Annotated in this window: 14 protein-coding genes; all 14 read right to left on the minus strand. The window is 67.7% G+C overall.

The annotated features are described in order from the left end of the window. Complete coding sequence (nuoH, locus tag KZ820_RS15225) at positions 1-1,047, minus strand: NADH-quinone oxidoreductase subunit NuoH (RefSeq protein ID WP_219749443.1); 1,047 nt, start codon at positions 1,045-1,047, stop codon at positions 1-3. Beyond that, complete coding sequence (gene nuoG, locus KZ820_RS15230) at positions 1,044-3,038, minus strand: NADH-quinone oxidoreductase subunit NuoG (protein WP_219749444.1); 1,995 nt, start codon at positions 3,036-3,038, stop codon at positions 1,044-1,046. Before nuoG ends, nuoH begins: the two co-directional genes overlap by 4 nt. After that, positions 3,038-4,348: an NADH-quinone oxidoreductase subunit NuoF gene (gene nuoF, locus KZ820_RS15235; RefSeq protein ID WP_219749445.1), complete on the minus strand. Its 1,311-nt coding sequence runs from the start codon at positions 4,346-4,348 to the stop codon at positions 3,038-3,040. The genes nuoG and nuoF overlap by 1 nt, the downstream gene beginning before the upstream one ends. Further along, on the minus strand, positions 4,348-4,581 hold the full coding sequence (locus tag KZ820_RS15240) for a hypothetical protein (RefSeq protein WP_219749446.1): 234 nt from the start codon (positions 4,579-4,581) through the stop codon (positions 4,348-4,350). Before KZ820_RS15240 ends, nuoF begins: the two co-directional genes overlap by 1 nt. Next, complete coding sequence (locus KZ820_RS15245) at positions 4,581-5,252, minus strand: complex I 24 kDa subunit family protein (RefSeq protein ID WP_219749447.1); 672 nt, start codon at positions 5,250-5,252, stop codon at positions 4,581-4,583. Before KZ820_RS15245 ends, KZ820_RS15240 begins: the two co-directional genes overlap by 1 nt. Then, positions 5,252-5,482, minus strand: coding sequence for a hypothetical protein (locus tag KZ820_RS15250; RefSeq protein WP_219749448.1), 231 nt, complete (start codon positions 5,480-5,482; stop codon positions 5,252-5,254). Before KZ820_RS15250 ends, KZ820_RS15245 begins: the two co-directional genes overlap by 1 nt. Further along, positions 5,479-6,714 carry an NADH-quinone oxidoreductase subunit D gene (locus KZ820_RS15255; RefSeq protein ID WP_183943531.1) on the minus strand — a complete coding sequence of 412 codons (1,236 nt, stop codon included), beginning with the start codon at positions 6,712-6,714 and terminating at the stop codon, positions 5,479-5,481. The genes KZ820_RS15250 and KZ820_RS15255 overlap by 4 nt, the downstream gene beginning before the upstream one ends. Positions 6,715-6,755: 41 nt before the next feature. Further along, positions 6,756-7,604, minus strand: a complete 849-nt coding sequence (locus tag KZ820_RS15260) for an NADH-quinone oxidoreductase subunit C (protein WP_219749449.1) — start codon at positions 7,602-7,604, stop codon at positions 6,756-6,758. Then, complete coding sequence (locus KZ820_RS15265) at positions 7,601-8,170, minus strand: NuoB/complex I 20 kDa subunit family protein (protein ID WP_444547591.1); 570 nt, start codon at positions 8,168-8,170, stop codon at positions 7,601-7,603. Before KZ820_RS15265 ends, KZ820_RS15260 begins: the two co-directional genes overlap by 4 nt. Continuing rightward, positions 8,161-8,535, minus strand: a complete 375-nt coding sequence (gene ndhC / locus KZ820_RS15270; protein WP_183919549.1) for an NADH-quinone oxidoreductase subunit A — start codon at positions 8,533-8,535, stop codon at positions 8,161-8,163. Before ndhC ends, KZ820_RS15265 begins: the two co-directional genes overlap by 10 nt. Before the next feature lie 145 nt (positions 8,536-8,680). Beyond that, on the minus strand, positions 8,681-9,493 hold the full coding sequence (locus KZ820_RS15275) for an inositol monophosphatase family protein (RefSeq protein ID WP_183943119.1): 813 nt from the start codon (positions 9,491-9,493) through the stop codon (positions 8,681-8,683). A 117-nt stretch (positions 9,494-9,610) separates the two neighbouring features. Then, the gene (gene efp / locus KZ820_RS15280) at positions 9,611-10,174 is read right to left on the minus strand and encodes an elongation factor P (protein WP_219749450.1); all 564 of its coding nucleotides are present in this window, start codon (positions 10,172-10,174) and stop codon (positions 9,611-9,613) included. 68 nt (positions 10,175-10,242) lie between these two features. Beyond that, entirely contained in the window at positions 10,243-10,845 is a 603-nt protein-coding gene (locus KZ820_RS15285; protein ID WP_219749451.1) for a M23 family metallopeptidase, read from the minus strand. 7 nt (positions 10,846-10,852) lie between these two features. Further along, positions 10,853-11,854 (minus strand): L,D-transpeptidase family protein, encoded by a 1,002-nt coding sequence (locus tag KZ820_RS15290; RefSeq protein WP_219749452.1) that lies wholly within the window; start codon positions 11,852-11,854, stop codon positions 10,853-10,855. Positions 11,855-11,888 lie beyond the last annotated feature (34 nt).

Raw genomic sequence — 11,888 nt, forward strand, 5'->3', positions numbered from 1 at the left:
TCAAACTCCCACGCGCATGAACATCAGCACGCCCGACACCAGGAACACCCAGAACAGCGACAGCGGCAGGAACACCTTCCACCCCAGCCGCATCAGCTGGTCGTAGCGGTAGCGCGGCACCGTCGCCTTGATCCACGAGAACACGAAGAAGAAGAACAGGATCTTGGCGAAGAGCCAGATGATCCCCGGCACGACGTACAGCGGCGCCCAGTCGAGCGGCGGCAGGTACCCGCCCCAGAACAAGGTCGCGTTGAGCGTGCACATTAGCAGCACGTTGGCGTACTCGCCGAGCCAGTAGAGCGCGAACGCCATGGAGCTGTACTCGGTCTGGTAGCCAGCGACGAGCTCGCTCTCCGCCTCGGTGAGGTCGAACGGCGCGCGCTGCGTCTCCGCCAGCGACGAGATCAGGAACACGACGCTCATCGGGAACAGCAAGGGGTTGAACCCGAAGCCGTTGATGAAGCCGTATAACCCCTTCTGCGCCTCGACGATCGCGGTCAGGTTGAACGACCCCGCCCACATCACCACCGAGATCAGCACGAAGCCGATCGCGACCTCGTAGCTCACCATCTGCGCCGCGGCACGGATCGCCGAGAAGAACGGATATTTCGAGTTGGACGACCAGCCGGCGAGGATGATGCCGTACACGCCCAGCGACGAGGCCGCGAGCACGTAGAGCAGCCCGACGTTGATGTCGGCGAGCACCACGCTCGGCTGGAACGGCACCACCGCCCAGACGATCAGCGCGACCGTGAAGGTGATGATCGGCGCGAGCAGGAACAGCCCGCGGTTCGCCGCCGAGGGGACGATCGTCTCCTGCAGGAACACCTTGAGTCCGTCCGCGAACGACTGGAGCAGCCCGAACGGGCCGACTACGTTGGGGCCGCGGCGCAGCGCCATGGCCGCCCAGATCTTGCGGTCGGCGTAGATGATCATCGCCACCGACAGCATCAGCGGCAGCGCGATGGCGAGGATGCCCACGATCGTCGCCAGGAACCACGCCCAGCCATAGGGCAGGCCCAGCGAATTGTTGAAGAAGCTGGTCACTCCGCCGCCTCCGCGAAACTCTCACCATGGACCAGCTCGGCCGAGCAACGCTGCATCGTCGGCGACGCGCGGCAGATCGCGTTGGTGAGGTAGAAGTCCTTGATCGGATAGCCGTCGAGCACGCCCTCGGCGCTGCCGCCGAGCGCCGGCGGGTTCCACGCGAAGGTCTTGAGACCCAGCGTCGCCAGCTCGGGGCAGTCGAGCGCCATCGCCGCGCGCAGCTCGTCGATCGTGTCGAACGCCAGCGTGCGACCGAGCTTCTCGCTCAGCGCGCGGAAGATCGTCCAGTCCTCGCGCGCGTCGCCCGGCGGGAACACCGCGCGCTCGCCGCGCTGCACGCGCCCCTCGAGATTGACGTAGGTGCCCGACTTCTCGGCATAGCTCGCCGCCGGCAGGATCACGTCGGCATGGTGCGCGCCGCGATCGCCATGGTGGCCGACATAGACCTTGAAGCCGGTGAAGCGCGCGTGATCGCACTCGTCAGCGCCCAGGAAGAAGCTGAGTTTCGCGTCGTACAGCGCTGAGATCCCGGCCTTCTGCGCGTAGCCGAGCATCAGCCCGCCCATCCGGCTCGCGGCCATGTGGACGACGTTGAAGCCGTTCCAGCCATCCTTCACGAGGCCCAGCTTCTCGACCAGCCCGAGCGCCGCGCCGTGCGCGCCCTTGAGCGCCGCGCCGCCCACGATCACCATCGGCTTGGCCGCCTTGCCGAACGCCTCGGTGACGCGCTCCGGCAGGCTGCCGAGCACCGCCAGGTCGGCGCCGAGCCACTCGACCTTGTAGGTCAGCTCGGTCTCGGGGCCGATCGCGAAGACCTTGGCGCCCTTCTTGATCGCCTTGCGGATGCGCGTGTTCACCAGCGGCGCTTCCCAGCGCAGGTTGCTGCCCACCAGCAGGATCGCGTCCGCCTCCTCGGTGCCCGCGATCGTGGTGTTGAAGTTCACCGCGGCGAGGCTGGACGTGTCATAGTCCATGCCCGTCTGCCGCCCCTCGAGCAGCGACGAGCCGAGCTCCTTGAGCAGCGCCTTGGCCGCGAACATCGTCTCGCAGTCGACCAGATCGCCCGCGACCGCCGCGACCGAGCCGCCATGGTCGACCGAAGCGATCGCCGCGAACGCCTCGTCCCACGTCACCGGGTGGAGCTTGCCGTCGCGCCGCACATAGGGGCGGTCGAGCCGCTTGCGTACCAGTCCGTCGACGGCGTGGCGCGTCTTGTCGGTCGCCCACTCCTCGTTGACCTCGTCGTTGACGCGGGGCACGCAGCGCAGCACCTGGCGGCCCCGGCTGTCGAGCCGGATGTTGGTGCCGACCGCGTCCATGACGTCGATCGTCAGCGTCTTGCGCAGCTCCCACGGGCGCGCCTCGAAGGCATAGGGCTTGCTGGTCAGCGCGCCGACCGGGCACAGGTCGACGACGTTGCCCGACAGCTCGCTGCTGACCGCCTCCTCGAGATAGGAGGTGATCTGCATGTTCTCGCCGCGGTAGATCGCACCGATCTCCTCGACCCCGGCAACCTCCTCGGCGAAGCGAACGCAGCGCGTGCACTGGATGCAGCGGGTCATGATCGTCTTGACGATCGGGCCCATGTACTTCTCGGTCACCGCCCGCTTGTTCTCGGCGTAGCGCGAGTGGCCGCGGCCGTAGGCAACCGACTGGTCCTGCAGGTCGCACTCGCCGCCCTGATCGCAGATCGGGCAGTCGAGCGGGTGGTTGATCAGCAGGAATTCCATGATGCCCTCGCGGGCATGCTTCACCATCGGCGTGGTGGTGAAGATCTCCTGGTTCTCCGCGGCCGGTAGCGCGCACGACGCCTGCGGCTTGGGCGGCCCCGGCTTCACCTCGACGAGGCACATCCGGCAGTTGCCCGCGATCGACAGCCGCTCGTGGTAGCAGAAGCGCGGGATCTCCTTGCCGGCGAGCTCGCACGCCTGCAGCACGGTGGCGCCCTGCGGCACCTCGATCTCGACTCCGTCGACTTTGACCTTTGGCATTACTCGGCAGCTTCCTGCATCGGGGCCAGGTCGCCCCCGTTTCCGTTGCGCTCGTTGATGCGGCGTTCCAGCTCGGGGCGGAAGTGGCGGATCAGCCCCTGGATCGGCCAGGCCGCGGCGTCGCCGAGCGCGCAGATCGAGTGGCCCTCGACCTGCTTGGTGACCTGCTGGAGCATGTCGATCTCGGAGATATCGGCGTCACCGGTGCGCAGCCGCTCCATCACCCGCCACATCCAGCCGGTGCCCTCGCGGCACGGCGTGCACTGGCCGCAGCTCTCGTGCTTGTAGAAGTAGGACAGCCGGCTGATCGCGCGAACCACATCGGTCGACTTGTCCATCACGATCACCGCGGCGGTGCCGAGCCCCGAGCCGACCGCCTTGAGGCCGTCGAAGTCCATCGGCGCGTCCATGATGTCCTTGGCTGGCACCAACGGCACGGACGAGCCACCCGGGATCACGGCGAGCAGGTTGTCCCAGCCGCCGCGGATCCCGCCGCAATGTTTCTCGATCAGCTCGCGGAACGGGATGCTCATCGCCTCCTCGACCACGCACGGCGTGTTCACGTGGCCCGAGATCTGGAAGAGCTTGGTGCCGCGGTTGTTCTCCGCGCCGAAGCCGGCGAACCACTCGGCGCCGCGGCGCAGGATCGTCGGCGCCACCGCGATCGATTCGACGTTGTTCACCGTCGTCGGGCAGCCGTACAGGCCCGCGCCAGCCGGGAACGGCGGCTTGAGTCGCGGCTGCCCCTTCTTGCCCTCGAGGCTCTCCAGCATCGCGGTCTCTTCGCCGCAGATGTACGCGCCGGCGCCGCGGTGGACGAAGACGTCGAAGTCATAGCCCGAGCCGCAGGCGTTCTTGCCGACGAGACCCTTGTCGTATGCCTCGGCGACCGCCGCGAAGAGCGTCTCGGCCTCGCGGATGTATTCGCCGCGGATGTAGATGTACGCCGCCCGCGCGCGCATGGCGAAGCCAGCGACGAGCGCGCCCTCGATCAGCTTGTGCGGATCGTGGCGGATGATCTCGCGATCCTTGCACGAACCCGGCTCGGACTCGTCGGCGTTGATCACCAGGAAGTTCGGCCGGTCGGGCTTGGGCTCCTTGGGCATGAACGACCATTTGGTACCGGTCGGGAACCCTGCCCCGCCGCGCCCGCGCAGACCCGACGCCTTGATGACGTCGATTATCTTATCCTGCCCCAGCTCGAGCAGCGCCTTGGTGTTGTCCCAGTCGCCGCGCGCCATCGCGGCGTCGAGTCGCCACGACTGATAGCCGTAGACGTTGGTGAAGATGCGGTCCTTGTCGGCGAGCATCACGCGTTCCCATCCCGCAGGTCGATCCGGCGCTCGATCCGGTCGAGCCTGCCCTCGATCCGGTCCAGCCGATGCGTGATCCCGGCGTTCGACACGGTGAGGCCGGAGAGATGGTCCTCCACCGACGCCATGCGCATCTTCAGGTCACCCAATTCCAGGCCGAACGAGTCCATCTTGCTGTTCAATCGCTTGAGCAGCTCCAAGGTGTGGCTGGCGATGTCGATCTCAGCCATCACGCCCACTCCCCACGATAATCGTGGTTCTCGGTCACCATCGCCGTCAGCGACGTCGGGCCGCCCTTGGGCTCGACGGTGTGGCGGCCGGGCTCCTGCGTGCCGGGCTTTGGGGTCTGGCCGTTGGCGAGCGCCTCGATGATCGCGACGGTGCGATCATAGTCGAGGTCCTCGTAATTGTCGTCGTTGATCTGGACCATCGGCGCCGAGGCGCAATTGCCCATACACTCCACCTCGGTGAGCGTGAACAGGCCGTCCGGCGTGGTCTTGCCCTTGATCAGCCCCTTGTTCTTGCACGCCGCGAGCACGTCGTCCGAGCCGCGCAGCATGCAAGGCGTGGTGCCGCACACCTGGACGTGGAAGCGGCCGACCGGCGCGAGATTGAACATCGTGTAGAAGGTCGCGACCTCGTACACCCGCATGTACGGCACGCCGATCTCGCGCGCGACGAACTCGATCACGGGCACGGGCAGCCAGCCCTGCGTCTGCGTCTCGGCGCCGACCTGGCGCTGCGCGAGATCGAGCAGCGGGATCGAGGCCGACTGCTCGCGCCCCCTGGGATAGCGCGCGAGGATCGCATCGCGCTTCGCGCGGCTGTCGTCGTTCCACTGGAACGCGCCCCAGCGCGCGCGGGTCTCGGCCTCGTCGGGGATGGTAGGTGCGTCGGCCATCAGCGGTGTTCCGTAAGGTCGAGGCGGTTCTCGATCCGCTCGACACGATCATTGAGACGATCGAGACGACTGTTCACGCCCGACGTCGCGATAAGTGAGCTGCCGAGATGCTCCTCGACCATCGTCATCCGCACCTTCAGGTCACGGACGTCGAACTTCAGCTCCGCCATGTCACCCTGCATCTTCTGCAGGACGGCGTAGATCAGCTCGTTGGTGACCGCCGTCGTCACCGATCGCACTCGCCGAACACGATATCCATCGCGCCCAGGATCGCGGTGGTGTCCGCGAGCATGTGGCCGCGGCTCATGAAGTCCATCGCCTGGAGGTGCGAGAAAGCGGTCGGGCGGATCTTGCAGCGATACGGCTTGTTCGAGCCGTCGCTCACCAGATACACGCCGAACTCGCCCTTGGGGCTCTCGGTCGCGACGTACACTTCGCCCGCGGGGACGTGATAGCCCTCGGTGTACAGCTTGAAGTGGTGGATCAGCGCCTCCATCGAGCGCTTCATCTCGGCACGCTTGGGCGGCACCACCTTGCGGTCAGTCGAGGCGATCGGCCCCTCCGGCATCTCGGCGAGGCATTGTTTCATGATCCGCGCCGACTGGCGGACCTCCTCGACGCGCACCATGAAGCGATCGTAGCAGTCGCCGCGCGTGCCCACCGGCACGTCGAAGTCCATGCGATCGTAGACGTCATAGGGCTGCGACTTGCGCAGGTCCCAGGGGATGCCGGCGGCGCGGATCATCGGCCCCGAGAAGCCCCAGCGAATGGCGTCCTCGCGGCTCACCGTCGCGATGTCGACGTTGCGCTGCTTGAAGATGCGGTTGTCGGCGACCAGGCTGATCGCGTCCTCGAACAGCCGCGGCAGCCGCGTGTCGAGCCAGTCGGCGATGTCGGTCAGCAGCTTCAGCGGCACGTCCTGGTGGACGCCGCCGGGCCGGAAATAATTGTGGTGCATCCGCGCGCCGGTGGCCCGCTCGAGGAAGCCGTAGCAATCCTCGCGGATCTCGAACAGCCACAGGTTCGGCGTCATCGCGCCGACGTCCATGACGTGCGAGCCCAGGTTGAGCATGTGGTTGGAGATGCGCGTCAGCTCGGCGAAGAAGACGCGGAGGTACTGGGCGCGGAGCGGCACCTCCAGATCCAGCAGCTTCTCGATCGCGAGCACGAACGTGTGCTCCATGCACGCGGGCGAGCAGTAATCCAGCCGGTCGAAATACGGGATCGCCTGCGCGTAGGTCTTGTACTCGATCAGCTTCTCGGTGCCGCGGTGGAGCAGCCCGACGTGCGGGTCGATCCGCTCGATGATCTCGCCGTCCAGCTCCATCACGAGGCGGAGCACGCCGTGCGCGGCCGGGTGCTGCGGGCCGAAGTTGATCGTGTAATTCTGGATCGCGACGTCACCCTCGCTCGGGTGCGAGGCGTCGGTGGCGTGGACGATCTTCTCCAGCGCGGGATCCATCTCGCGGTCGACCGCCTGGTCCTTCTCGATGAGCATGTCGGTCATTGGTTCTGCCCTCCGCCCTTCGTCGGCACGACGTCGGGATCGGCCGGCTTGGGCGCGCCGGCGGATTCGCTGCGACCCGCACCCGTATCGGCGGTGCTGGTCGCGTCCTTCTTGGCGTACGGCTCGCTCGAGCCGGCGCCAGGCTGCTTCGGCGTCTCGGTCGCCCCGGCCTTCTGGACCTCGGTCGCGGTCGCGGGGGTCGGCGCGCCCTTCGCCTCCGGCAGCTTCGCCTTCTCGTCGCCGGGCAGCACGTACTCGGCGCCCTCCCACGGGCTCATGAAGTCGAAGGTGCGGAAATCCTGCGCGAGCTTCACCGGCTCGTACACGACGCGCTTCTGCTCCTCGGAGTAGCGCATCTCGACGAAGCCGGTCAGCGGGAAGTCCTTGCGGAACGGGTGGCCACGGAAGCCGTAATCGGTGAGGATGCGGCGCAGGTCGCGGTTGCCCGCGAACAGCACGCCGAACATGTCATACACCTCGCGCTCGAGCCAGCCGGCGACCGGCCACAGCTCGGTCACCGATGGCACCGGCGTGTCCTCGGTCGCGCCGACATGGACGTGGAGCCGGTGGTTGCGCGTCAGCGACAGCAGGCAATAGACCACCTCGAACCGCTCCGCGCGATCCGGATAGTCGACGCCGGCGATCTCCATCAGCTGCTGATATTCGAGTCCCGGCGTGTCGCGCAGCGCGGTCAGCGCGGGCACCAGCGCCTCGCGCGTGACGTGCAGCTGCACCTCGCCCGCGATCTCGACCGCGTCGAGCAGGCCGGCGCCGATCGCGCCGCGCGCGGACTCGATCGTCGCATCGTTGAGGTTCGCCGCGAAAGCGGGAGCGGGCGCCCTCACCGTTCGATGCTCCCGGCGCGGCGGATCTTCCGCTGCAGCTGCATCACGCCGTAGAGCAACGCCTCCGCGGTCGGCGGGCAGCCGGGCACGTAGATGTCGACCGGCACGACGCGGTCGCAGCCGCGCACGACGCTGTAGCTATAGTGATAATAGCCGCCGCCGTTGGCGCACGACCCCATCGAGATGACGTACTTGGGCTCCGACATCTGGTCGTAGACCTTGCGCAGCGCCGGGGCCATCTTGTTGCAGAGCGTGCCCGCGACGATCATCACGTCCGACTGGCGCGGGGAGGCGCGCGGCGCGGCGCCGAAACGCTCCATGTCGTAGCGCGGCATGTTGACGTGGATCATTTCCACCGCGCAGCACGCCAGCCCGAAGGTCATCCACCAGAGCGAGCCGGTGCGCGCCCATTGGAAGAGCTCCTCGGTCGACGTGACCAGGAAGCCCTTGTCGTTGAGCTCGCCGTTGAGGCCATCGAAGAAACCCTGATCGGGCGCGACGATGCCGCCGGCGGGCTCGGGATTGTTGACGAGCCCGATCGGCCCGGAGTGCGCCTCTACTCCCACTCCAGCGCTCCCTTCTTCCATGCGTATACCAGGCCGAGCGCGAGTTCGGCGATGAAGATCATCATCGAGATCCATGCAGTCCATCCGAGCGAGAAAACGCTTACCGCCCAAGGATATAGGAACGCCGCCTCGAGATCGAAGATGATGAACAGGATGGCAACGAGATAAAAACGAACGTCGAACTGCGAGCGGCTGTCCTCGAACGCGGGGAAGCCGCACTCATATTCGGACAGCTTCTCCGGCGTCGGCTTGGCGGTGCCGGTCAGCTTGGCGACCGCCATCGGCAGGAACACGAACGCGCTCGACAGCAGGAGCGCCACTCCCAGGAACAGGAGGATCGGCAGATATTGCGACAGATCGACCACTATGTCTCTCTCGCCTCTCTCGCAGGTGCGAATGGAATGCGGACGCTCTAGACCCCTGCCCCATGAGGGGCAAGGCCACGGGCGGTGAGAATGAATCGCAGGTGAATTGGCGGCGCGCCGGTACGCGGCGCGGTCGCCCGGCGGCTCAGCGCAGCGCCTGCGCCACCATCTTGTGGAGCTTGGAGTGCAACCCGTCGTTGGCGGCGAGGAACTCGTTGCGCTCGATCGGCTTGTCGCCGCCGCGGAAGTCGGTGACGAAGCCGCCCGCCTCCTTCACCAGCAGCATGCCCGCGGCGACGTCCCACAGCTTGAGGTCGCTCTCCCAATAAGCGTCGAACCGTCCCGCGGCGACCCAGGCGAGGTCGAGCGCGGCGGCGCCGAGCCGGCGGATGCCCGCGACCTGCGGCGCCACCGCGCCGAAGATCCGCGTCCATTGCACGAAGTCGCCGTGGCCCATGAAGGGGATTCCGGTCGCCACCAGCGCCTCGGACGGGTCGCGCCGCGACGACACGCGCAGCCGCTGGTCCTGCAGCCAGGCGCCGCGGCCCTTCTCGGCCCAGAAGCTCTCGTCGGTGAGCGGCTGATAGACCAGCGCGGTGGTGATCTCGCGCTTGCCGTTGGGGAGCGGCTCCTCGACCGCGATCGAGATGCAGAAATGCGGTACGCCGTGGAGGAAGTTGCTGGTGCCGTCGAGCGGATCGATGATGAAGCGCGGCTTGCTCGGGTCACCCTCGATCGTGCCGCCCTCCTCCATCACGAAGCCCCAGTCGGGCCGGGCCTTGGAGAGCTCGTCGTACAGCGTCCGCTCGGCGCGCTGATCGGCCTGGCTCACGAAGTCGGCGGGGCCCTTGCGGCTCACCTGAAGGTGCTGGACCTCGTTGAAGTCGCGCCGCAGCCGCGGCGCGGCCTTGCGCGCGGCGCGCTCGATGACCGTGAACAGGCCGGAATGGGAAGGCATGCGATCATTCTCCTCCCCCTGCCCCGGAGAGGATGCCGGGCCGGAGGAACATGGGCGGTACTAGCTGGGGCCGCCCCTCACCCCGTCCGCCCTCGTCGAGAGCGGGAACGTCGCACCTCAGTCGGCGCGGCGGACGTAGGTCTGCTCGTAGACGTCGACGACGATGCGCGTGCCGCTGCTGATGTGCGGCGGCACCATCACGCGCACGCCATTGTCGAGGATCGCGGGCTTGTAGCTCGACGAGGCGGTCTGCCCCTTCACCACCGCGTCGGCCTCGACGATCACCGCCTCAATCGTGTCGGGCAGCTGCACGCTGATCGGCTCCTCGTCGTAGAGCTCCATCACCACGTCCATCCCGTCCTGCAGGAAGGCGGCGGCGTCGCCGAGCAGGTCGCGCGGCAGCGTCACCTGGTCGTAGGTGTCCTTGTCCATGAACACCAGTCCGTCGCCCTCGGCGAACAGGAACTGGAAGTCCTTGGTGTCGAGGCGGACGCGCTCAACCGTCTCGGCCGAGCGGAAGCGGACGTTGTTCTTGCGGCCGTCGCGCAGGTTCTTCAGCTCGACCTGCATGTACGCCCCGCCCTTGCCGGGCTGGGTGTGCTGGATCTTGACCGCGCGCCAGATGCCGCCTTCGTACTCGATGATATTGCCGGGACGAATGTCCACGCCGCTGATCTTCATGGGGCTGTGCCTATGTCAACAGAACTGGGGCACCGCCGCTGGTGAGCGGGGCGCCGGGTGGCGCGGCTCTAGCGGCTGGCGGGGCTGACGGCAAGGTAAGGATAGGGATCGCGCGGCTCGCCCTGCCACCAGCGCGCGCCCGCGGGCATCCGGCTGAGGCCGAAATGCAGGTGGTAATTGCCCGGACCGGCGTCGCCGGTGTCGCCGACGAAGGCGATCACCTGCCCGGCGCGAACCGCCTGCCCCTCGGCGAGCCCCGGCGCGTAGCCGGAGAGGTGCGCATAGTAGAGCTCCCACCCGCCGTCCGCGGAGCGCTGGTAGACGGTGGTGCCGCCGAGCCCGCTCTGGAACAGCTTCTCGATCCGCCCGTCCGCGGCGGCGAGCACCGGCGTGCCGGCGGGCGCCATGATGTCGAGCCCCTGGTGCCCGCGCGTGCCGCCGCCGCGCGCGTCGCCCCAGGACGAGCGCAGTGTGGCGCGCGCCACGCCCGCGACGGGCACGAGCAACTTGCCCGGCACCGCCGCCGCGAGCGTCCGCGCCGCGGCAGGTGTGGCGGAGACCGCCGGCACGCCGGCACTCGCCCGCCTGGGCCGACGCGGCTCGAGCAGCGACACGAAACCCGCCACCGCGAGGACGATCAGCGCCAGTATGCCCCAGCCGAGCTTCGTCACGCGCGCCTCACGCTTGGAACACCGCCTTGGCGCCGTTGCCGATCATCAGCGTCAGCCGTGCCACGTCCCAGTTCGCCATGCGGATGCAGCCGTGGCTCTCGCTGCGACCGATCGTCGCCGGCTCGGGCGTACCGTGGATGCCGTAATGCGGCTTGGAGAGATCGATCCACACCACCCCGACCGGCCCGTTCGGTCCCGGCGGCAGCATCGCCTTCTCGTCGTTCTTCTTGGCGTCCCAGAACAAGGCCGGATTGTAGTGGAACTTGGGATTATAGTCCTTGCCCAGGATCTTCCACGTGCCGAGCGGCAGCGGATCATGCTGGCTGCCGGTCGTCACCGGGAATTGCGCGATCAGCTTTCCCGCCTTGTCGAGCACGCGCAGCGAGCCTTCGGACTTATCGACGACGATGCTGTCGCCCTGCGGCGAGGCGGCGTCGACGTTGAGCATGGTCAGCGTCTGGCGCCACTCGGGCTTGATGTCGCCGGGGTAGTTGCGCGAAGTCGGCAGCGCGTTGGGGAAGGTCACCGTCGCGCCCTGCGCGATCCGCGTCGCGGGCGAGTTGAGCGCCATCAGCACCGCGGGGGTGGTATGGAACATCTCGGCCAGCTTCTCCATCGGCGAGCGGTAACCGAGCGTCGGCAGCTCGGCCTGCTTATTATAGTCGTGCGGGATCGCGCCGAGGAACGGACCGCGCACCATATCGGCGGTCAGCTTGATCGTGACGGTCGGCCGCGCGGCGCGATAGGGGTAGAGCGCACGCATCGTCGCCGCGTCGGGCTTGCCCGTCTTGGGCAGCCCGCGACTCTCCTGGAAGCCGCGCAGCGCGAGCTCGAGCGACTGCCCGCCGCGCCCGTCGAGGATACCGGGCGCGAAGCCGAGATGGTCGAGGATCACCTGGACGTGGAGGATGTCGCGGTCGAGCGGCGGCGCGGCGGCGGGCGCCTGCGCGGCGGCGGCCAGAGGGCTCAACGCCGCGACCGCCGCGGTCAGAAGGAACTTGGAACGCATCGACACCACCTCTCACGACCGTGTGAGAGGCGTA

Source organism: Sphingomonas citri (genome assembly GCF_019429485.1).
Lineage (GTDB): Bacteria > Pseudomonadota > Alphaproteobacteria > Sphingomonadales > Sphingomonadaceae > Sphingomonas > Sphingomonas citri.